The 21,229-nt window shown below is 64.7% G+C and carries 23 protein-coding genes and 2 pseudogenes; 15 read left to right on the top strand and 10 right to left on the bottom strand.

Annotation, left to right across the window (positions count from 1 at the left end):
- Window positions 1–83: 83 nt before the first annotated feature.
- From gorA to KDD17_RS03760, 3 genes are all read right to left on the bottom strand, one after another.
- Complete coding sequence (gene gorA, locus KDD17_RS03770) at window positions 84–1,448, bottom strand: glutathione-disulfide reductase (protein ID WP_212705349.1); 1,365 nt, start codon at window positions 1,446–1,448, stop codon at window positions 84–86.
- A 25-nt stretch (window positions 1,449–1,473) separates the two neighbouring features.
- Window positions 1,474–2,256 (bottom strand): ribose-5-phosphate isomerase RpiA, encoded by a 783-nt coding sequence (rpiA, locus tag KDD17_RS03765; RefSeq protein ID WP_212705348.1) that lies wholly within the window; start codon window positions 2,254–2,256, stop codon window positions 1,474–1,476.
- A 91-nt stretch (window positions 2,257–2,347) separates the two neighbouring features.
- Entirely contained in the window at window positions 2,348–2,920 is a 573-nt protein-coding gene (locus KDD17_RS03760) for an EF-hand domain-containing protein (RefSeq protein WP_212705347.1), read from the bottom strand.
- Between the two features lie 105 nt (window positions 2,921–3,025).
- Here KDD17_RS03760 and KDD17_RS03755 point away from each other — a divergent pair, with 105 nt between their 5' ends.
- The 4 genes and pseudogenes from KDD17_RS03755 to KDD17_RS03740 all read left to right on the top strand — a co-directional run bounded on the left by KDD17_RS03755 (window position 3,026) and on the right by KDD17_RS03740 (window position 6,803).
- A complete protein-coding gene (locus tag KDD17_RS03755; RefSeq protein ID WP_212705346.1) occupies window positions 3,026–3,721 on the top strand; it encodes a glutathione S-transferase family protein in 696 nt (231 codons plus the stop codon).
- A pseudogene (locus tag KDD17_RS03750) lies at window positions 3,721–5,090 on the top strand (L-serine ammonia-lyase). Before KDD17_RS03755 ends, KDD17_RS03750 begins: the two are co-directional and overlap by 1 nt.
- A 74-nt stretch (window positions 5,091–5,164) precedes the next feature.
- On the top strand, window positions 5,165–5,839 hold the full coding sequence (locus tag KDD17_RS03745; protein ID WP_212705345.1) for a type 1 glutamine amidotransferase domain-containing protein: 675 nt from the start codon (window positions 5,165–5,167) through the stop codon (window positions 5,837–5,839).
- Between the two features lie 41 nt (window positions 5,840–5,880).
- Window positions 5,881–6,803 (top strand): annotated as a pseudogene (locus KDD17_RS03740) (DMT family transporter).
- Here KDD17_RS03740 and KDD17_RS03735 read toward each other — a convergent pair.
- On the bottom strand, window positions 6,742–7,431 hold the full coding sequence (locus KDD17_RS03735) for a thiamine diphosphokinase (protein WP_212705343.1): 690 nt from the start codon (window positions 7,429–7,431) through the stop codon (window positions 6,742–6,744). The pseudogene KDD17_RS03740 and the gene KDD17_RS03735 overlap by 62 nt on opposite strands.
- Window positions 7,432–8,374: 943 nt before the next feature.
- Here KDD17_RS03735 and KDD17_RS03725 point away from each other — a divergent pair.
- Window positions 8,375–9,883 (top strand): hypothetical protein, encoded by a 1,509-nt coding sequence (locus KDD17_RS03725; protein ID WP_212705342.1) that lies wholly within the window; start codon window positions 8,375–8,377, stop codon window positions 9,881–9,883.
- Window positions 9,884–9,957: 74 nt separating this feature from the next.
- Here the strand turns inward: KDD17_RS03725 and KDD17_RS03720 are convergent, their stop codons facing one another.
- From KDD17_RS03720 to KDD17_RS03710, 3 genes are all read right to left on the bottom strand, one after another.
- Window positions 9,958–10,323, bottom strand: coding sequence for a glyoxalase superfamily protein (locus KDD17_RS03720; RefSeq protein WP_212705341.1), 366 nt, complete (start codon window positions 10,321–10,323; stop codon window positions 9,958–9,960).
- Window positions 10,320–10,553, bottom strand: a complete 234-nt coding sequence (locus KDD17_RS03715; protein WP_212705340.1) for a DUF2842 domain-containing protein — start codon at window positions 10,551–10,553, stop codon at window positions 10,320–10,322. Before KDD17_RS03715 ends, KDD17_RS03720 begins: the two co-directional genes overlap by 4 nt.
- Before the next feature lie 70 nt (window positions 10,554–10,623).
- Window positions 10,624–11,916 carry an adenylosuccinate synthase gene (locus tag KDD17_RS03710; RefSeq protein ID WP_212705339.1) on the bottom strand — a complete coding sequence of 431 codons (1,293 nt, stop codon included), beginning with the start codon at window positions 11,914–11,916 and terminating at the stop codon, window positions 10,624–10,626.
- 164 nt (window positions 11,917–12,080) lie between these two features.
- On the opposite strand from KDD17_RS03710, the gene KDD17_RS03705 reads away from it, so the two are divergent.
- Window positions 12,081–12,476 (top strand): DUF6524 family protein, encoded by a 396-nt coding sequence (locus KDD17_RS03705; RefSeq protein ID WP_212705338.1) that lies wholly within the window; start codon window positions 12,081–12,083, stop codon window positions 12,474–12,476.
- Between the two features lie 45 nt (window positions 12,477–12,521).
- Here the strand turns inward: KDD17_RS03705 and KDD17_RS03700 are convergent, their stop codons facing one another.
- The 3 genes from KDD17_RS03700 to nthA form a co-directional block, all read right to left on the bottom strand.
- Window positions 12,522–12,839, bottom strand: a complete 318-nt coding sequence (locus KDD17_RS03700) for a nitrile hydratase accessory protein (protein WP_212705337.1) — start codon at window positions 12,837–12,839, stop codon at window positions 12,522–12,524.
- Entirely contained in the window at window positions 12,836–13,510 is a 675-nt protein-coding gene (gene nthB, locus KDD17_RS03695; protein WP_212705336.1) for a nitrile hydratase subunit beta, read from the bottom strand. The genes KDD17_RS03700 and nthB overlap by 4 nt, the downstream gene beginning before the upstream one ends.
- An 85-nt stretch (window positions 13,511–13,595) precedes the next feature.
- Window positions 13,596–14,210, bottom strand: coding sequence for a nitrile hydratase subunit alpha (nthA, locus tag KDD17_RS03690; RefSeq protein ID WP_212705335.1), 615 nt, complete (start codon window positions 14,208–14,210; stop codon window positions 13,596–13,598).
- A gap of 125 nt (window positions 14,211–14,335) precedes the next feature.
- On the opposite strand from nthA, the gene secG reads away from it, so the two are divergent.
- The 9 genes from secG to KDD17_RS03645 all read left to right on the top strand — a co-directional run bounded on the left by secG (window position 14,336) and on the right by KDD17_RS03645 (window position 21,219).
- Window positions 14,336–14,707 (top strand): preprotein translocase subunit SecG, encoded by a 372-nt coding sequence (gene secG, locus KDD17_RS03685; RefSeq protein WP_212705334.1) that lies wholly within the window; start codon window positions 14,336–14,338, stop codon window positions 14,705–14,707.
- A gap of 190 nt (window positions 14,708–14,897) precedes the next feature.
- A complete protein-coding gene (gene pyrG / locus KDD17_RS03680) occupies window positions 14,898–16,544 on the top strand; it encodes a CTP synthase (RefSeq protein WP_212705333.1) in 1,647 nt (548 codons plus the stop codon).
- A 351-nt stretch (window positions 16,545–16,895) separates the two neighbouring features.
- The gene (rlmJ, locus tag KDD17_RS03675; RefSeq protein ID WP_212705332.1) at window positions 16,896–17,675 is read left to right on the top strand and encodes a 23S rRNA (adenine(2030)-N(6))-methyltransferase RlmJ; all 780 of its coding nucleotides are present in this window, start codon (window positions 16,896–16,898) and stop codon (window positions 17,673–17,675) included.
- 28 nt (window positions 17,676–17,703) lie between these two features.
- Window positions 17,704–18,000 carry a DUF1330 domain-containing protein gene (locus KDD17_RS03670; RefSeq protein WP_212705331.1) on the top strand — a complete coding sequence of 99 codons (297 nt, stop codon included), beginning with the start codon at window positions 17,704–17,706 and terminating at the stop codon, window positions 17,998–18,000.
- Window positions 18,001–18,021: 21 nt separating this feature from the next.
- Window positions 18,022–18,669, top strand: coding sequence for a hypothetical protein (locus KDD17_RS03665; RefSeq protein ID WP_212705330.1), 648 nt, complete (start codon window positions 18,022–18,024; stop codon window positions 18,667–18,669).
- A 9-nt stretch (window positions 18,670–18,678) separates the two neighbouring features.
- Window positions 18,679–19,116, top strand: a complete 438-nt coding sequence (locus KDD17_RS03660) for a tellurite resistance TerB family protein (RefSeq protein WP_212705329.1) — start codon at window positions 18,679–18,681, stop codon at window positions 19,114–19,116.
- A gap of 29 nt (window positions 19,117–19,145) precedes the next feature.
- Window positions 19,146–19,583: a tellurite resistance TerB family protein gene (locus tag KDD17_RS03655; protein ID WP_212705328.1), complete on the top strand. Its 438-nt coding sequence runs from the start codon at window positions 19,146–19,148 to the stop codon at window positions 19,581–19,583.
- Window positions 19,584–19,678: 95 nt separating this feature from the next.
- Entirely contained in the window at window positions 19,679–20,455 is a 777-nt protein-coding gene (locus KDD17_RS03650) for an ABC transporter ATP-binding protein (protein WP_254796882.1), read from the top strand.
- 26 nt (window positions 20,456–20,481) lie between these two features.
- Entirely contained in the window at window positions 20,482–21,219 is a 738-nt protein-coding gene (locus KDD17_RS03645) for a transporter substrate-binding domain-containing protein (RefSeq protein WP_212705326.1), read from the top strand.
- The last annotated feature ends 10 nt before the right edge of the window (window positions 21,220–21,229 follow it).

Here is a 21,229-nt window from a genome sequence, read left to right as displayed (position 1 = left end):
AAATCTCTCTTCCCTTATTCAGTACCCGCCCCTGCGGGCGCCCGTCTGTCTGTGCTCTTAACCTGTGCGCTCACCGGGCGAAATCAAGATGTGCGCACCGGGGTGCGCATTGTCACCAATTCTTCCGACATGGTGGGGTGAACGGCGCAGGTTGCATCGAATTGCTCTTTGGTTGCGCCCATTTTCACAGCGATGCCCGCCAGCTGGATCATCTCGCCCGCCTGCGGTGCGACGATATGACAGCCAAGCACGCGCCGCGTCTCGACGCTCACGATCAGCTTCATCATCACCCGGTCGTCACGGCCCGCGAACGCGGTCTGCATCGGCTTGAACGATGTGGCGTAGACCTCGATGGGCTCTTGCGCCTCGGCCTCTTCCTCGGTCATCCCCACGGTCCCCATCTCGGGTTGGGTGAAAACGGCAGAGGCGACCAGATCGTGATCGACCGGCGTTTTCTCGTCACCGAACACGGTTTTCACAAACGCCATCCCCTCGCGGATTGCCACCGGCGTGAGGTTGAGCCGGTCCGTCGCGTCGCCGATCGCGTAGATCGAGGGCACGGCAGTCTGGCTGAATTCATCGACCTCGACCGCGCCATTGCGCGCGAGCTTCACGCCGACCTCTTCCAGCCCCATGTCGTCGGTATTCGGCCGGCGCCCGGTGGCAAAGAAGACCTTGTCGTAGATCCGCTCCTGCCCGAACGTCGATTTGGTCCAGATGCCGCCGTCGCGTTCTTCCATTTCCAGCACGCTGGCGCCGGAGTGCATGTCGATCCCGCGTGCGCGCATCTGCTCGGCCACAAGGCCGCGCGCCTCGTCGTCGAATCCGTTCAGGATTTGCCCGCCCCGGTAATACATCGACACATCCACCCCCAACCCGTGCAGGATGCAGGCGAATTCACACGCGATATAGCCACCGCCGACGATCAACATCGAGCGCGGCAGCGTGTCGAGGTGGAAAATATCGTCGGAAACAATCCCCAGATGGGCCGTTTCAAGGTTCTGCGGGCGGACGGGTCGCCCCCCCGTCGCAATCAGGATCGTCTTGGCCGTTTTCTCCTCACCGGTGGAGAGGGACACCGTGTGCGCATCCTTCACGCGCGCACGCGCGTCGAATTTGTCGACGCCCGAGCCGTCCAGCAGATTGCGGTAAATACCTTCGAGCCGGTCCAGCTCCCCGCGCATTTTCTCGGAAAAGCTATGCCAGTTGAACGGGCCGTCATTGACGTCCCAGCCGTAGTCACGGGCGTCCTGAAAGCTGTCGCGGTAGCTCGACGCAAAGACCATCAGCTTCTTGGGCACACAGCCACGGATGACGCAGGTGCCGCCATAGCGGTCCTCTTCGGCCAGGCCGACACGTGCGCCATACTCGCCCGCGGCCACACGTGCAGCGCGCACCCCACCGGATCCGCCCCCGATCACAAACAGGTCGTAGTCATAGTCGCTCATATTGGGGGAGTCCTTTGCAGTCGGGTCACAGGTCGGAAAACAGATTGTCGCTTTCGACAAAATCCACACGCTCGGTGGCGATGGTCCCCTCATTTATGTCGCGCAGCTCGACCTTTCCATCCCCAAAGCCGATCACAACCGTGTCACAGATGTCGATGAACAGGCCGTTTTCGACGCAGCCGGGCATCTGGTTGAGCACGAGCGCAAGCTGGCGCGCGTTGCCGATGCGGCCGAGATGCAGATCAAGGATGTGATTGCCCTCATCGGTGATGAAGGGCACGTCACCGTTCATGCGCAGCGTCGACGATCGGCCCAGCACATCCATCGAAATCAGCGTCTCCTCGACCAGCGCCTGCGTGGTTTGCCAGCCAAAGGGGATCACCTCGATCGGCAGGGGGAAGGCACCAAGGGTCTCGACCTCCTTGGCGGCATCGGCGATCACGATCATCCGGTCCGACGCGGTCGCCACGATCTTTTCCTGCAACAGCGCGCCGCCGCCGCCCTTGATGAGGTTGAGATCCCCGTCGAATTCATCGGCGCCGTCGATGGTCAGATCCAGCCATTTCGCCTCGTCAAGCGAGATCACCTGGATCCCGACTTCGCGCGCGAGCTGCGCGGTGCGGCTCGATGTGGGGACGCCGCGGATGCGCAGACCCTCCTCATGCACCCGCTCGCCCAGGCATTGCACAAGCCACGCGGCGGTTGATCCGGTGCCCAGCCCCACACGCATCCCATCCTCCACAAAGGCGGCGGCGCGTTTGGCGGCGACGAATTTGGCCTTGTCGATGGGTGAGAGTTCTCCGGCCATGGCGGCAGCTCCGTTTCGGTGGGTCTGCAAATTGGTATAGGGGCTTTGCCCGCGCGGGGCGAGAGGGGGCGCGCATTTTATCCCGGCCCGCTCAGCCCGGTGGGTTGAGCAGGGCGATGGCGCGGCGCAGCTCGGCCACGGTAACACGGCCATCGGCGTCGGTGTCAAAGATCATCAGGCGGCGCAGGGCCTGTGCATCCTCGGCCCCCAATGCGGCCCGCGCACGGGCCCGGCCGAAGGCGCGCAGCTCCGCCCAACTGGCGGTGCCGTCGCCGTCGCGGTCGGCGTCCAGATGCCAGCCCATCAGTCGCCCGCGCATCGTGGCACTTGCCGCGCCGATGACGACCGCCATCTCTGCCGTGCTGACTGCCAGATCGTCGTTCAGATCCGCCTCAAGCAGCCGGCGCAACTCGCGCGCACGGACGCGCGCGCGCTCGGCCGCGATGGCCGCCTCGATCCCGTCGGCGTCGATCCCCGCAGGCCCGCCAAATCCCAGCACAACGCCCGCCGCCTCCGTCAGGAAGCGGTCTGGATCGGCGCGCAGATCCTTCAGCGTGGCGCCCGGTATCCGCGTCTCCAGCACGGCGATCAGCGAATCGCGGTCCTGCGCGGCGACCGGCAGCGCGCACATCATCAGGGAGAACAGCACATATTTCATCGCCATCACCCTCTCACCGCATGGTTAATGAAACGCTAAGGTGCGCGATCCCGTAGAAAAGCGTCGGTTTTGCCGTGGCGGCCTGACCTTTCAGGCCCTATCAACGCCTCCATGTCCTACGTGCTGCACTACGCCCCCGACAATGCGTCGCTTATCGTGCGGCTTGCGCTGGAGCACGTGGGCGCATCCTATACCACGCAGTTGGTCGACCGTGCGCGGGGCGCCCAGCGCAGCGCGGCCTTCCGTGCGCTCAACCCGCACGGGCTGATCCCCGCGCTCGAGACGCCCGAGGGTGCGCTGTTTGAAACCGGGGCGATCCTTTTGTGGCTGTCAGAGCGGCATCCGGGGCTGGCGCCCGTGCCCGGCGATCCGCAGCGCGGCGCGTACCTCAAATGGCTGTTCTACGTGTCCAACACCCTGCACCCGGCGCTGCGCATGACATTTTATCCGGACAAATACATCGGTCCGGCCCCCGCCGATCAGGCGCGCCTGCGCGCAGGCCTGCGTGCGCCGATCCTGACGGCGTTCGCCGCCCTTGAGGATATCGCCGCAGACGCCGCATGGTTTGGGCACGGCACCGGCGCGCTGGATTTCTACGTGGCGGCGTGCCTGCGCTGGTGCGCGATCTATCCCGGCGATACCGATCGCAGCTGGTTTGATCTGCGCGCGTTCGCGCATCTCACCGCGATGTGCGCGCGGATCGAGGCCTTGCCTGCCTGCGCCGCGCTGATCCGTGCCGAAGGGATGAACGACACCCCTTTCACCGCACCCGACTACCCCAATCCACCCGAAGGGAGTGCGATCTGATGTTTTTGTCCGTTTTCGAGATGTTCAAGGTCGGAATCGGCCCCTCCTCCTCGCACACCATGGGGCCGATGGTGGCCGCCGCGCGGTTTCTTGATCTGATGCGCGCCTCGCCGTTCCAGTTTGCGGGGCTGCGCGCCTCGCTGCACGGCAGCCTTGCCTTTACCGGTGTGGGTCACGCCACCGACCGTGCCACGATCCTTGGCCTCGCGGGCTTCACCCGGAGGACTATGATGCCGACAAGGCCGAAGAGACCCTCGCGCAGATCGCGGCGACCCGTACGATCGCGCTCGACGGTGCTTCGCTCAGGTTCGACCCAAAGGCCGATCTGATCTTTGACTATGACACGCCCCTGCGCGGCCACGCCAACGGCATGATGCTGATGGCCACCGACGCGCAGGGCGACGTGACCCTGCGCGAGACCTATTACTCCATCGGCGGCGGTTTTGTGATGACCGAGGCCGAATTGGCCGCCGGCAAGGACACCGACGAGGGCGATCCGGTGCCCTACCCCTTCAAGACCGCCGCCGAGATGCTTGAGATGGCGCGCAGCTCGGGCAAGGATATCGCGGGCATGAAACGCGCCAACGAAGAGGCGCGCGGCGGGGCCGAGAACCTTGCCCGCGGCAGCAAACGCCTGTGGCAGGTGATGAACGACTGCATCCAGCGGGGCCTTGAGACCGACGGCATCCTGCCCGGCGGTCTGTCGGTCAAACGCCGCGCCAAGGGGATCCACGACGCGCTGATTGCCGAGCGTGGGCTGAACCAGCAGGCGCCGCACACGATCAACGACTGGATGAGCGTCTATGCCATGGCCGTCAACGAGGAAAATGCGGCGGGCGGCCAGGTGGTCACCGCGCCCACGAACGGCGCGGCCGGCGTGATGCCCGCCACACTCCGCTATTACCTCGATCACGTGCCCGGCGCGTCGGAAAGCCACGTCGAGGATTTCCTGCTGACCGCTGCCGCAATCGGTGGGCTGGTGAAGTTCAACGCCTCGATCTCGGGCGCCGAAGCGGGCTGCCAGGCGGAGGTTGGATCGGCTGCCGCCATGTCCGCCGCCGGGCTGTGCGCCGTTATGGGCGGCACGCCAGAGCAGGTCGAGAACGCCGCCGAGATCGCCCTTGAGCATCACCTCGGCATGACCTGCGATCCGGTCAAGGGGCTGGTGCAGGTGCCCTGCATCGAACGCAACGGGCTGGGCGCGATCAAGGCGGTATCGGCGGCGTCACTCGCGCTGCGCGGCGACGGCACCCATCTGGTACCGCTCGATGCCTGTATCGAGACGATGCGCCAGACCGGAGCGGATATGAGCGAAAAGTACAAGGAAACCTCGCTGGGCGGGCTGGCCGTGAACGTGCCCAACTGCTGACGCCCCGTCAGGCGGAACGAACGCCGCAGCCTCGCATTGAGTGATTGACACATTCAAACATCGCGAGGCACGACATGAACATTCTGATGGTACTCACCTCACACGAGGATCTGGGCGATACGGGCGAAAAGACGGGCTTCTGGCTCGAAGAATTCGCCGCCCCCTACTACACGCTCAAGGACGCGGGCGCGCAGATCACGCTGGCCTCTCCCAAGGGCGGCAAGCCGCCGCTTGACCCCAAAAGCGATAGCGACGACGCGCAGACAGACGCCACCCGCCGTTTCAAGGAAGACGCAAGCGCCCAAAGCGCATTGGCCACGACCCGCAAGCTGGCGGACATGGACGCAGGCGAGTTCGACGCCGTGTTCTACCCCGGCGGTCACGGACCGCTGTGGGATCTGGCCGAGGATGCCGACAGCATCAAGCTGATCGAGACCTTCGCGGCCCACGACAAACCCATCGGCGCAGTCTGCCACGCGCCCGCCGTGTTCAAGCACCCCAAAGGCCCCGACGGCGCGCCATTGGTCAAGGGCCGCCGCGTCACCGGCTTTACCAATGGTGAGGAAGAGGGCGTCGGCCTCACGGATGTGGTCCCGTTCCTTGTCGAGGACATGCTCAAGGAGAACGGCGGCACTTACGAGAAGGGCGATGACTGGGCCAGCTTTGCCGTCACCGATGGCAAGCTGGTGACGGGTCAGAACCCCGCGTCCTCCGAGGCGGCTGCTAAGGCACTGCTGAAACTGCTCTGACACCGATTGCCGTCACCCCGGCTCCGGCCTAGGGTGGCGGCATGACAAACGATCGCCCCCCGCTCGGCATCGCCCTGATGCTGGGCTTTTGTGTGCTCGCCCCTTGGGTGACGGCATGGCAAAGGTGTTGGGGGACACGGTCTCACTGGGGCAGCTGGTGCTCATCCGGTTCGTGGTGCAGGCGGGGATCTTGCTGCCGATCGTCTGGATCACCGGAAAACGTCTGTGGCTGTCTGGTCGCGTGCTGCGCCTCGCGTGGCGCCGCACGGTGCTGCATATCCTCGGGATCGGCGGCATGTTCACCTCGCTGCAATTCCTGCCGCTGGCGGACGCCATTGCCATCGCTTTTGTGATGCCCTTCATCATGCTGCTGCTCGGGCATCTGGTGCTGGGAGAGGAAGTTGGCGCGCGCCGGATGATCGCCTGCGCCGTCGGGTTCGGCGGCACCTTGCTCGTCGTGCAGCCCAATTTCGTAGATGTCGGCGCCATCGCGCTGCTGCCGATGGGCGTGGCGGTTGTCTTTGCGCTGTTCATGCTCACCACGCGCCAGATCGCCAAGGACGTGGACCCCATCGCACTGCAAGCGCTGTCGGGGGTGATGGCGACGGGTATTCTGCTGCCGCTGATCGTAATCGGCTCCTCGGCGGGTTTCACACCCTTGACGCTGTCGATGCCCTCAGACACGCAGACGTGGATGCTTTTTGCCGCGCTCGGCGCGCTCGGGACGCTGGCGCATCTGATGATGACATGGTCGCTGCGCTTTGCCCCCTCTGCCACGCTGGCGCCGATGCAATATCTTGAAATCCCTTTTGCCACGGTGATCGGCTACTTCATGTTTACGGAGTTTCCGAACGCGCTGGCCGCCCTTGGCATCGCCATCACCATGGGGGCCGGCGTTTACGTCATCCTGCGCGAGCAGGCCACCGCGCGCCGCCTTGCGAAAACTGTGCCACCAACGGCCTGAGATGGCGCCGTGCCACGATCAGCAACATTCCCGGCGCGTGCATTTCGATCTCGACCGGGCCGGTGGCGCGGTTTGACGTGCCGATGAACTGCGCGGGGTGGAAATCAAGCCCGTCGATCGGCCACTCCAGCCCCCGGCTGGTGCCGGTCACCGCAACCATGGGAAAGAGCGAGACTGTCTCCCCCGCCCGGCAGTCAAGTGTGACCCGTGGCGGGGCCAGCACGACGATCTCGTCTTCCGCCAGCAGGATCGTGGGGCGCTCCGCGTGCACCAGCAGCGTATGAAACGCGGCCAGTTGGTGATCGACCCGCCCGCCGCCAAAACCAACGCCGACGACCACGGGCGCGCGCACCGCGCGCAGGGCCTTGTCGAAATCGGTGGTTTGTTGTTCACTGACCCGGTGCTGCCGCTCCGGGGGGATGCGGGCCAGCGCGCCCGGCGCCACGCTGTCCATATCGCCGATCACCGCCAGCGGATCCGTCCCGACCTCAAGCGCGAGGGAAAGCCCGCCGTCGACCGCCACCAGATGCGGCGCCATGGTTAACGTCTCGGCAAGGTCTGCCGCGCTACCCTGTCCCCCACCGACGAGGGTTATTGGTTCTGGAACGTCAATGATGAGTTTCGACATGTCGCAGGTTTGCCGGTTTTGGCCGCAAGACACAATATGGACACAAAAAGACACCGCGCGTGGCATTGTTTCGAGCCGCTATGGTCTTGCCCATCGTGGTAAACATCTCGGCGACAGACGCAGAGGACGAGCATCCGATGATCAATAACAACAAAATTCTTACCGTTTCCTATGGCACATTTTCGTGCACGCTTGAGGGATTCGATGATTCCTTCGGCACGATGAAGGCGATTGCGGAGTATTTCCGCGATCTGGCCGCCGACGACCGCTATTTCGGGGCCGAACCGCCACAGCCCGACGCCCAGATGCTGGCACATATCGCCCAGCGCGAAACCGCGCGCCGGGTCGAGGCCCGCGAGGATGAGGGCCGTATCGTGCTCTCCGCCGCTGCCGCCGCACCGGTTGACGCCACGACAGAGCCGGATGTGCGTGCCGATGCGCCAACGCAGACGCCGCTGCCAGCGGCACCTGATACGGATGCCGCAAATGCAGTCGAGGATGCGGCGACCGAAACCACACCGGACGGTGGGACTGACGCGGCGCCCGTTCCTGTACCGCAGATTGCGCAGACCGCCGAGGTCCCCGCCGCGCCGCTCGAAGCCGACGCTCATGTGGGCGAGACCGATCTGGCCCAGCTCGACGATGCCGAAACCTCACCCGCGCAGGACGAAGCGGAGGTCGCACAAGACGCCCCCGCGGATGTTCCCGACATTGTGCCAAGCCTGCCCGACGCGCAGGTCGAGGCATTCTTTGCCGATGACACCTCCGACGCACCGCACAGCGGGTCGCGCGACATTCCCGAGTTCGAGGAGGAGGAAGCCGCCCCGGCCCCCGCCCCGACAGCATCGCCGAAAAACTCAAGCGCATCCGCGCCGTCGTCTCCCAGCAGCCGGAGGCAACGACCGATCATCTGGAGGACGAACACGCCGACGGCGCTGCCCTGTTGTCTCAACCCGATGATCCGGCTTTTGACGCCGACTTTGGCGAGGCGGACGCGGCACCAACCGACGTTGTCGCCGATACGCTGCGCGATATCGAGGACGCGCTGGACGAAGATGACGCCGCCGTGCCCGCCCATCTTGCGCAGGATGCCGAGGCCGACGCGCAGCAGGAGGAGGAGGCCGAAGAAGATATCGACGCCCTGCTCAGCCGTCTGTCCGATGAGGAAGACGACGAGGAAAACATCCTGATCGACGATGGCACCGACGATTCGGAGTTTTCAACCTTTGACGAGGATGAGGACGACGCGGAGGAGGAGGCCGAGGCCACACTGCACGCAGACGCCGCGGAAGACGCGCGGCAGGCAGATGAGGCCACCGATACCGACGACGCCGAGGACGGCAATCTCTTCGACCGAGAGGATACGCTCGCGGCCCTCCCGCCGGAGCCGGAGAAACCCGCCCGCCGTACCCGCGTTCTCAAGGTCAAGCGGGCCACCCTCGAAGCGGCCATCAGCGCGGGCCAGCTGGAGGAATACGAGGACGAAGACGACACTGCCGAGGTGGCCCCCGCGCGCCGCTCTTCGCTGAGCGATGACGAGGAGGCCGAGCTTGCGCGCGAACTGGCCGAGCTTGAGGCCGACATGCAGGGTCGATCGGCCCCGGTCGCAGACGATCAAGAGGCTACCGCGGACGACACGGAAGTGGACGAGGCGCCACGCGCGGACGCGGACACATCCGACGAAGGCGATACTTTCGACGCGGACGAGGATGAGGACGACACTGCCGAGCACGAAACCGTCGACGAGAACGACGCGGCTGCCGACATCGCCGCGCAGGACACGGACGGGGATGACGACGACATCGACCGTCTGATGGACGAAGCCGACAGCCAGATGCATGAGCCCGAAAGTGCTACGCGCCGCGATGCCTTTGCCCATCTGCGCGCTGCGGTCGCCGCGAAAAAGGCCGACGAGGCCGTCGGCGCCGGGGACAGCGACGAGACCAGGGATGACGCCTACCGCGACGATCTGGCGAGCGTTGTGCGCCCCCGTCGGCCCGTGGCGTCGGCCCAGCGCACCCAGCGTCCGCCAGAACAGCGCCCGGCCCCGCTCAAACTCGTGGCGGAGCAGCGCATCGATGTGGACAGGGCGACGCCGTCGGCGCCGGTACGCCCCCGCCGCGTGGCCGCAGTTGTGGACAACACCACAAGCGACGCGCCGCAGGCCGAGGGTTTTGTGAACTTTGCCCGTGATGCCGGTGCCGAAGCGCTGCCGGATCTGCTCGAAGCCGCCGCCGCATACATCGCCTACGTCGAGGGAAATGAGCAGTTCTCGCGTCCGCAGCTGATGACACTCGTGCGCCAGGCCGAAGCCGAAAGCTCGTCCCGCGAGGATCGCCTGCGCCACTTTGGCAAGCTGCTGCGCGACGGTAAGATCGAGAAGCTCTCGGGCGGTCGTTTCCACGCGACAGAGGCCATCGGTTTCAAACCGGACGCCCGCGCCGCAGGCTGAGCACCTCCCCAACGCGCGATAGAAGGCGGCTCCGGTGCGGGCCGCCTTTTGCGTATCTCAAGCAGGCTTTTGCTCTAGCCCCTGTCGTTGGGCGTGCAAAACACCAGACGGTTGCCGGATGGATCCTTGATCATCATCTCGTCCCAGCCCCACTCCTGAACCTGCACGCCCGGGCGCGCAAACGTATAGGACTTGGCATTCAATTCCGTGCAGTAGGCCGCCACGTCGGCGACTTCGATCCGCAGACCGGCACCGGGCACGGCATCGCCAAAATGCTCTGACAGGTGCAGCTCGCACGCCCCCTGGCGCAGCCCCAAGTACAGCGGTGCGTCGCCATCAAAACGATGCTCGAACAGGATCTCGAAACCCAGAAAATCGATGTAGAACGCCCGCGTCTGCGCCTCATCCAGACTGCGCAGGATGGGCACTGCCGCCTTCATTGCAGCGGGTCTTCGGGGCCGTCGGGATCGGCCTGCCCCACCCCTTTGAATACTGCCTTGAGGGGGAACGCCCAGATCACGCCCGATCCCACGTAAACCAGCAGCTCGATCCAGAACGGGGGCCGGTCGAACAGCGAGATCACGTAGATCATCAGCACGATATAGACCGGCAAGCCGATCAGCAGCACAAACAGGGACCAGCGGCGGCGCGCCTTATAGCTCATAGCCATGGGAGTTCTCCTTTGCCTGAGCCACAGATGACCCCGCGCATGCCGAATTCAACCGCGACACGCCGCCGCTTCAGTCGGCAAACGGATCGGTCACGAGGATCGTATCCTCACGCTCGGGCGAGGTGGACAACAGCGCCACGGGACATTCGATCAGCTCTTCGACCCGGCGCACGTATTTGATCGCCTCGGCGGGCAGATCGGCCCAGCTGCGCGCGCCTTCGGTCGATTGCGACCAGCCCGGCATTTCCTCGTAGATCGGGGTGCAGCGCGCCTGTTGATCGGCGGCGGTGGGCAGATAATCCAGCCGCTTGCCGTCCAGCTCATAGGCCACGCAAATCTTGAGCGTGTCGAACCCGTCGAGCACGTCAAGCTTGGTAAATGAAATTCCGTTCACGCCGGAGGTGGCACAGGTCTGGCGCACCAGCACCGCGTCGAACCAGCCACAGCGGCGCTTGCGCCCGGTGACCGTGCCGAATTCATGGCCCCGCTCGCCCAGACGCTGGCCATCCGCATCGTGCAGCTCCGCCGGGAACGGTCCCTCGCCCACACGGGTCGTGTAGGCCTTGACGATGCCCAGCACAAAATCGATCGAGCCGGGGCCGATCCCCGTGCCCGTCGCCGCCTGACCCGAGATCACGTTGGACGAAGTCACAAACGGATAGGTACCGAAATCGATATCCAGCAACGCCCCCTGCGCGCCCTCGAACAGGATCCGCTTGCCCGCGCGGCGCTTTTCGTTGAGCACTTTCCACACCGGGGCCGCGTATTCCAGCACGCTGGGCGCGATCGCGCGCAGATCGGCCAGCAGGCGGTCGCGGTCCACGGGATCAAGGCCCAGCCCGCGGCGCAGCGCGTCGTGATGCACCAGCGCGCGGTCCACCCGCAGCTCTAGCGTGGCGTCATCGGCCAGATCCGCCACCCGGACAGAGCGGCGCCCGACCTTGTCCTCATAGGCGGGGCCAATGCCGCGCCCGGTGGTGCCGATCTTGGCCACGCTGGTCTGTTCTTCTCGTGCGCGGTCCAGCTCCCCGTGGATCGGCAGGATCAACGGGGTGTTTTCCGCGATCATCAGCGTTTCGGGGGTGATGGTCACGCCCTGACCACGCAGCTGCGCGATTTCCTTTTCCAGATGCCAGGGGTCCAGCACCACGCCGTTGCCGATCACCGATAGCTTGCCGCCGCGAACGATGCCAGAGGGCAGCAGGCTCAGCTTGAACACCTCGCCGTCGATCACCAGCGTGTGGCCCGCGTTGTGCCCGCCCTGAAAGCGCGCGATCACGTCGGCCCGCTCGGAGAGCCAATCGACGATCTTGCCCTTCCCCTCGTCACCCCACTGGGCGCCTACGACGACAACATTTGCCATTGCTCTCTCCTTGATCCGGTTTGATCCGTTGCCGCCCTGCGTGCGCGGCCCGCGCCCGTATAGCCATCCCTGCGCCCACGCGAAACCGCAAACTGCGTATTCCCCGTGGACTTTTGCCGCCCGCGCCGGGATAGTCGCGCGCCAAACCAACCGGAGCTTTCACGATGGGATTTATCCTGCGCTGGGTCTGCGCCTTTTGCCTGCTGGCCGCGACCTTCAACCCGACCCAATATAACTACGTGCAGTGGGTGCGAGACTACGGCGCGATGAACGTGCCGATAGCCGTGCTCATCGGGCTGCTGCTGCTGATTGGCTACATCATCTACCTGCGCGCGACCCTGCGCAGTATCGGCGCGCTCGGCATGCTGCTTGTCGCGGCGGTCACCGGCGCCTGTATCTGGGTGGCGGCGGATTTCGGGCTGATCAACTTCGACAATCCAAGCTTCAATCTGTGGCTTGGGCTTGTCGTGCTCAGCTTTGTGCTGGCAATCGGGCTCAGCTGGTCAATCGTGCGGCGCGCGCTGTCGGGGCAAGCGGATGTGGACGACGTCGATATGTAGATGCGGGACGGCGGGCGGGGCGATGTGCCCACGGCACGAGCGGCGTCAGTCGTCCAGCACCACCGGTGCGCCATGCGGTGTCGCCAGATACGCGCGCTCCCACGCCGCGCGCATCTCGCCCAATGCGCCCGCCTCGGCCATGTCGCGCGCGATCAGGAACGTCTCAAGCGTCTCGAGCCAGGCATTGAAATAATCGTCACCCCCGTCAAGCTCCCGTGCGAGGCCGTGCCGCTTCAACGTCGCGCCAAAGGCCTCCGCCCAGTCGCCCCAGCCAAAATGCCCCGCCTCGTTCAGATGCACCGTCAGCGCAAACAGCTGCGCGTGCCACGGCGCCTCGAACGCAGGCTCCGGCGGCTGGCTCATGCCGGCGCCAGATAGCTTTGCCACAGATCCAGCACGACCTCGTCGTTCGGATGCTCCGGCTGCGCCCAAAGCTCGGACGCGGGGAAAACCACCGCGTAAAGCGGCTCCGGCGCCTCGCCCAGATCATGGGCATTGCTGTCTGGCAGCACATGCGTGCCGTGGTAGCGCAGGATCTCGCCCCGCGCCCCGGCAGCGTAGCGCGGCAGCCGCGTGTGCCCACCCGCCACCAGCGTGTTCTGCGCCAGGCGGCGCGTCACCACCCGGTCGCCCGGTTTGAACACGGGTGCTGTGTCGCTGTCGCGATCCGCAGGACCGCCGCGCGCCAAAACTTCCGGCACGGCCTCCGCCGTCAGCTTTCGGTCGGCCAGCGGATGCGGGTCTGCGTCGGTCCCGCCTGCCAGATCGGCTTCGGTCAGCACCCCGCGCGCCACCAGCAACTCCGCCAGCCCCGCCATCCATTTTTCGTAGTAGGTAAACGCAGTGTAATCCATCGGCGCAAGGCTCTCGCGCGCGTGGCGCGAGATATCGATGTTCCACTGGCCCAGCGATCCGCTCGCCAGTGTCACCGCCAGCGCGCGCTTGTGCCACTCGGCGTGAAAAACCTCACCCTCCGGCTCCGGCACCACCGGCCCGTCGCCAAAGCGGCCGCCCATGTCGTGCACCCGGCTCATCTCCGTCGCCCTCCTGAGGGCGACGCGGCCGAGGCAGCGGCTTTGCAAAAGCCGCGTTCGGCCTCCGTGAATTGAATGTACCGGCTCATCTCAACGCCTCCACCAGACCCGTGCCGATCATGCTGTCACGACTCACAAGCGCCGCCAGCGCCTCCGCATCCATGCCATCGGTCCCCTCGGGCCGCATCGGCAGCACGAGATAACGGACCTCCGCCGTCGAATCCCACACGCGCACCGCTGTCTGCTCAGGCAGCGTCACGCCAAAATCCGCCAGCACCGCACGCGGCTCGCGCACGGCGCGGGCGCGGTAGGCGTCGGATTTGTACCACCCCGGCGGAATGCCCAGCAGCGGCCACGGGTAGCAGCTGCACAGCGTGCACACGACCATGTTGTGCCGCTTGGGCGTGTTCTCAACCACCACCAGATGCTCTCCCTGACGGCCGTAGTATCCCAGATCGGCGACCGCCTGCGTGGCGTCGTCGCGCAGCGCCTGGAGGAACGCGGGATCCGTCCACGCCTTGGCCACGACATGCGCGCCGTTGCGCGGGCCGATTTTGGTCTCGTAGGTGTCGATGATCGCGTCGAGCGCGGCCGGATCGATGAGACCCTTGCGCGTCAGCACGGTTTCCAGCGCCTTGACCCGCAGCGCGGGGTCAGAGGGCAGCAGCGAATGCGGGTGGTGAGGATCATCATGGGGCATGCGGTGAAATCTGCACCCTGCGCAAGGTTCTGTCCAGCGTGATCCGTCCCTTGCCCCGCCGCGCAAACTTGCCTAGATACCCCCAATAGCCAGACACCAGCCCTAACCCACGAGCAGCGTACCCCATGGAAAATGTCGTCCTGATCATCCACCTCATCCTTGCGCTGGCCCTGATCGCCGTGGTGCTGCTGCAACGCTCCGAAGGGGGCGGTCTGGGCATCGGTGGCGGCGGTGGCGGGGCGACCTCCGGGCGCCCACCGGCCACTCCGATGAGCAAGGTCACATGGCTTTTGGGCATCGCTTTCGTCATCACCTCGATCACGCTGACGATCGTCTCGGCACGTTCGTCCGCAGGTGTGTCGGTGATCGACCGTCTGACGGCGGCGCCGCCCGCGCTGAACCAGCAAGACGACGATGCGGGCAGCCTGCCCGATGCCGACAGCCTGCTGCCACCCGCGCAGGGTGACAACGCGCCGCTGGTTCCGACGCTGGACTAACGAATAAACCCAAATTGTTGAGGCATTCGGGTCGCGCGCAACAGGATGTTGCGGTCCTCCGCTTGCCTTGGCGCTCCGAATCCTGTTAGGTTTAAGTCCCGTGAGGTTGCGTTTTTTCGCGCCGCTTTGGGCTGCCGCGCAGGCCCTGACACACCAGAGCAGACGCATAACGCGCACGGGGGACCGCTTCATGGCACGCTATATCTTCATTACCGGTGGGGTGGTTTCATCGCTGGGCAAGGGGCTTGCCTCTGCTGCCCTTGGCGCGCTGTTGCAGGCCCGCGGGTTCAGCGTGCGCCTGCGCAAGCTTGACCCCTATCTCAACGTCGACCCCGGCACGATGAGCCCGTTCGAGCACGGCGAGGTCTTCGTCACCGACGATGGCGCCGAGACCGATCTGGATCTGGGTCATTACGAGCGTTTCACCGGCGTGCCGGCCCGCAAGACCGATTCCGTCTCGTCGGGTCGGATTTATTCGACCGTTCTCGAAAAGGAGCGGCGCGGCGATTATCTGGGCAAGACCATTCAGGTCGTCCCCCACGTCACCAACGAGATCAAGGATTTCCTCGCCGTGGGCGACGACGAGGTCGATTTCATGCTCTGCGAGATCGGCGGCACCGTGGGCGATATCGAAGGGCTGCCGTTTTTCGAAGCCATCCGCCAGTTCTCCCACGACAAGCCACGCGGCCAGTGCATTTTCATGCACCTGACGCTGCTGCCCTATCTCGCCGCTTCCGGTGAGTTGAAGACCAAACCCACCCAGCACTCCGTCAAGGAATTGCAGAGCATCGGGATCGCGCCCGATATTCTTGTCTGCCGGTCCGAGCATCCTATTCCGGAAAAAGAGCGCGAGAAGATCGCGCTGTTCTGCAACGTGCGCAAGGAGGCGGTTGTCGCCGCCTACGATCTGCCCACGATCTACGATGCGCCGCTGGCCTACCACGAACAGGGGCTCGATCAGGCGGTGCTGGACGCGTTTCAGATCTCGCCCGCGCCCAAGCCCGATCTGGCCGTGTGGCGCGATGTGTCCGACCGGGTGAACAATCCCGAGGGCGAGGTTTCCGTCGCCATTGTCGGCAAATACACGCAGCTTGAGGACGCTTATAAATCCATCAAGGAGGCGCTGACCCACGGCGGCATGGCCAACCGCGTGAAGGTCAACGTCGAATGGGTGGACGCCGAAGTATTCGACAAATCCGACGATGTCGCTCCCTATCTGGAGGGCTATCACGCGATCCTCGTGCCCGGCGGCTTTGGCGAGCGCGGCACCGAAGGAAAGATCAAGGCCGCGCAATTCGCGCGCGAGCGGAAGGTGCCCTATCTGGGCATTTGTCTGGGCATGCAGATGGCCGTGATCGAGGCGGCGCGCAACGTGGCCGGCGTGACCGGTGCAGGGTCAGAGGAATTCGACCACGAGGCGGGCAAAAAGCGGTTCGAGCCGGTGGTCTACCACCTCAAGGAATGGATACAGGGCAACCACAAGGTCGAACGGTCCGCCACTGACGACAAGGGCGGCACCATGCGTCTGGGCGCCTATGACGCGACCCTTACCGAAGGCTCGAAAGTGGCCGAAGTCTATGGCGGCACGGCCATCGACGAACGTCACCGCCACCGCTACGAAGTCGATATCGCCTATCGCGACAAGCTGGAGGAAGCGGGCCTGTGCTTTTCGGGCATGTCGCCGGACGGCAAGCTGCCGGAGATCGTCGAATGGTCGGATCACCCGTGGTTTATCGGGGTGCAGTTCCACCCGGAGCTGAAATCCAAACCCTTCGACCCCCACCCGCTGTTCAAGGATTTCGTGCGCGCGGCCAAGGAAATGTCACGGCTGGTCTGACAAAAAAAGAGACGCCGTGGCGGCGTCTCTGAAAGTGTTGGAGCAATGCAGGCAAACAGGCTCCGGGGCAGATGAATGTAGGTTACGGGGTCGCCACCAGTCGGATGAGAACCGGTGATATCTACTTCGGTATGATAGTCACCAAGTAGATGGATACCCTTTTGGCGTGCACTCTACTGCAGATTATACTACTTTAAAGTGCATGATAGGTCAACATAAATTTGACATAAATTATTTGTTTAAATCGAGCAACTTGAGGCTTTTTGCCATAATTTATCCACAATTCGATCCACAGCACCTTCGCAAAATTGATATGTCGCCTGACACACACGCCCTGCAAGAGGTTTCCCAATGCTGAGTTACCAACATGTCTATCACGCGGGTAATCTGGCGGATGTGCATAAACACGCGCTGCTTGCGTGGATGCTGGATTACCTGATTAAGAAGCCCAAGCCGCTGAGTTATCTTGAGACCCACGGTGGCCGCGCGCTTTATGATCTGGAGGACGCCGCCGCGCTCAAGACGGGGGAGGCCGCCGCCGGGATCGCGCGGGTGGTCGATTGGTTCGATGCGGCGCATCCTTTCGCCCGCGCGCTCGCGGCTGTGCGATCCGCGCACGGGCAGACCGCCTACCCCGGCTCGCCGCTCATCGCGGCACATCTGCTGCGCGAGACCGACCAGATCCATGTCGCCGAATTGCACCCGGCCGAGCACGCCGCGCTTGATTTCGCCATGTCGCCGTACCCGGCAAGATGCCACCGCCAGGACGGGTTCGAGATGGCCTATGCGCAATGCCCTCCCACCCCGCGCCGGGGCGTGATGCTGATCGATCCCAGCTATGAGGTGAAATCCGACTACTCCGAGATCCCGCGCCATGTCGCCAAGCTGCACCGCGCGTGGAATGTCGGGGTGATCGCCCTTTGGTATCCGGTACTGACGAGCGGCGCGCAGGTGCCGATGGTGCGCGCCGTGACCGCTGCGCACCCGGAGGCACTGCACCACGAGGTCCGCTTTGCCCCGGCGCGTCCAGGGCATGGGATGGTCGGCTCCGGCATGATTGTGCTAAACCCGCCCTACGGTCTCGATCACGAGGCCCGCAGGCTGACGCAGCTGTTCACCCGGTTGCGTTAGGCCCACACCGCACCAACGGGAGGACGATATGGCACGCAAAGGATATTGGATCGGCAACATGGATGTGCGCGACGCGGAGGTTTACGACAAATACCGCGCCGCCAATGCCAAACCCTTTGCCGACTACGGTGCCCGGTTCCTGGTGCGTGGCGGCACACAGCAGGTGCGCGAGGGGCAGGCCAATCCGCGCACCGTCGTCATCGAGTTCCCCAGCTACGCCGAAGCTGTCGCCTGCTACGAAAGCCCGGCCTACCAGGCCGCCAAGGACATCCGCCTGACCGTGGCCGACGGATCGCTCATCATTATTGAGGGCTACGACAGCTGAAATTTGTGCTAGGCTGCGGTCATGCGCAGCTTGGCCCTCATCCTGTCACTCTGCCCGGCGCTTGCCTGGGCCTGCACCGATCCGGTCTGCGTTGTGGCGCCCGACACGCTGGATCTGCCGCGCGAGATCACCTTTGACGGCACGCCGGGCGGCTACGGCCCCGGCTTTCTGGTCAACGATGTGCTGCGGCTTGACGGGGCGCAGTTTGCCGAACGCTTCGTCGGCCAGCGGATCGAGCGGCGCGGCGATCACGATGCGGTCACCGGCGCCGCCTTTGGTCCGCTGACGCTGATCCCCGGCGCGGCGGGGCAGAACCTGTCGGTCGTGGCCTTTCGCGGCATCCGTGTGCTCAACGGCTACGGCGCCGAAGGCTACCCCAAGCGGCGCGCACAGGGCGAAGGGGCCATCGCCATCCTGTTCGACGACGATCAATACGCGCTCACCCTCGATATCCGCGGCGGTGAGGCCGGTGCAGCGCGAATTCTCTTTCTGGCGCGCAGCGGTGCCGTGATCGCGGATCTGTCCGTCGCCCCCGTGGGCGAGGAGGCGATCGGGTTTCTGCGCGCGGGTGGTGTCGACGACATCGCGGGAATCGTCCTCACAAATACCGATCCTCAGGGCATCGCGCTCGACACGATTACATTTGGCAAGCCGCTGGACCTGAGTTAATCCTACGCCATGCTTGAACGCCTTTTTCCGCGCCGCGCGCCCGATCCACGCCCCCTGCCCCAGCCCAATGCGCAGCTTGCCCTCGGGGCGTTGCTGGTGCGTGTGGCGCTGGCCAACCGTGAATACGTGGCTGCCGAGGTCGCGCAGATCGACCGCATCCTTGCCCGCACTTTTGATCTCAAACCGCTGGACGCAGCCAAGCTGCGCGCCGATTGCGAAGCGCTTGAACGCCACGCTCCCGGCACACCGGAATTCACCCAGATCCTGCGCGAAGAGATCGACTATGCCCACCGCAAGGCGCTGGGGGACGCGATGTGGGCCGTGGCTTTGGCCGACGGAAAGCGCGACGACCTGGAAGAAGCGCAGCTGATCGACATCGAAATCGCGCTGGGCCTGACCGGTGAGGACATCGCCGCCGCGCGGAAAAACGCGCTGACCTCTTTGTAATCGCGCGCCAAGCGCCTAGGTAGCTTTCCATGTTTGCAGATCTTATGAAACGGCTGACTGACCCGGCCCCCGCCCCGCTGCCCGACACCGACGCGCGTCTGGCACTCACCGCCCTTCTGGTGCGCGTCGCGCGCTCCGATAATGATTACAGCGCCGCGGAGCGTGACCGTATCCGCGAGATCATCGCGCTGCGCTACGCGCTTGACGATGGGGGCCGCGACGCCCTGCTCTCGGACGCCGAAACATTTGAGGCCGAGGCCCCCGATACCGTGCGCTTTACCCGCGCGATCAAGGACGCCGTGCCCTACGACGACCGCCGCGCGGTGGTCGAGGCGCTGTGGCACGTGGCCCTCGCCGACGGTCGCCGGGCGAAAGAGGAGGACGCGCTGTTGCGCCTTGTCGCCAATCTGCTGGGCGTCACCGATGTCGACAGCGCAACCGCCCGAAAACGCGCCGAAGGCGGCTGACGCAGGGTCATTCTCGCCCCGGGGTATCACGATCCGTTTGCATACGCGGTGATTCTGCCGTCATATACCGGCTGCAAGCGAAGATGGGCCCCCCTTTGAGTATCCAAGACCCGGTAATCGAAATCCGTGACCTGCACAAAGCCTACGGCGCGCTGGAGGTGCTCAAAGGCGTGTCCATCGCGGCGCCGAAGGGCCATGTCATCTCGCTCATCGGGTCGTCGGGCTCTGGCAAGTCCACGCTGCTGCGCTGCTGCAACCTTCTGGAGGACAGCCAGCAGGGCGCGGTTCATTTCAAGGGGGAGCCGGTCAGCTGGCGCGGTGAGGGCCACGCGCGCCGCCCGTCGGACGCGGGTCAGGTGCTGCGCATCCGCACGAACCTCAGCATGGTGTTCCAACAGTTCAATCTTTGGTCGCACATGACGATCCTGCAAAACGTGATGGAGGCGCCCGTGACCGTTCTGGGCCGCGACCGCGCAGAGGTCGAAGCCGCCGCGCGCGCCTATCTCGACAAGGTCGGCATCGGCGACAAATGCGATGTCTACCCCGCGCAGCTGTCGGGCGGCCAGCAACAGCGCGCCGCCATCGCGCGCGCGCTGTGCATGGAGCCCGAGGCGCTTCTGTTCGATGAGCCGACGTCGGCCCTCGATCCCGAGCTTGAGCAGGAAGTGATCCGCGTGATCAAGGATCTTGCCGCCGAGGGGCGCACCATGCTGATCGTCACCCACGATATGAAACTGGCCGCAGATGTATCGGACACGGTCGTGTTCCTGCATCAGGGCCTGATCGAAGAACAAGGGCCGCCCGACACGCTGTTCGGCGCGCCCAAATCAGAGCGACTGCGCGGGTTTCTCTCTGCAACCCACGCCGCATAACCAACCGAAAACGGGAGTTACCAATCATGAAATCCATCATTCTCGCCACCACGGCGCTGACACTGGTCGCGGGCGCGGCCCTCGCCGACGGCCACGCCAAGACCATCCGCATGGGCACCGAGGGCGCCTACCCCCCCTACAACTTCCTCAACGACGCCGGCGAAGTCGACGGGTTCGAGCGCGAAGTCGGCGACGAGCTGTGCGCGCGCGCCGAGCTGACCTGCGAATGGGTCACCAACGATTGGGACAGCATCATCCCCAACCTCACCTCGGGCAACTACGACACGATCATCGCGGGCATGAGCATCACCGATGAGCGCGACGAGGTCATCGACTTCACCCAGAACTACATCCCGCCGGCCGCTTCCGCCTACGTTGCGGCCTCGGCTGACGCGGATCTGACGGGTGGCGTGATCGCGGCGCAAACCAGCACGATCCAATCGGGCTACGTCGCCGAAAGCGGCGCCACCCTGCTTGAATTCGCCACCTACGACGAAACCGTGGCTGCCGTGCGCAACGGCGAGGCCGACGCGGTCTTCGCCGACAAGGACGCGCTGGCCCCCTCGGTCGAGGAATCCGGTGGGGAGCTGATGTTCGTGGGCGACGATGTGCCACTCGGCGGCGGCGTGGGCATGGGCCTGCGCGAATCCGACACCGAGCTGAAGGAGAAATTCGACGCCGCCATCACCTCCATGAAGGAAGACGGCACACTGAACGCCGCCATCATCAAATGGTTCGGCGAAGACGCCAAAACCTACGAATAAGGCACGCCGC

Origin of the sequence: Sulfitobacter albidus, from assembly GCF_018200035.1 — a bacterium.
GTDB classification, from domain to species: Bacteria; Pseudomonadota; Alphaproteobacteria; order Rhodobacterales; family Rhodobacteraceae; genus Sulfitobacter; species Sulfitobacter albidus.
Note: the sequence above shows the minus strand (reverse complement) of the source record. Positions and strands in the feature narration are given on the sequence as shown.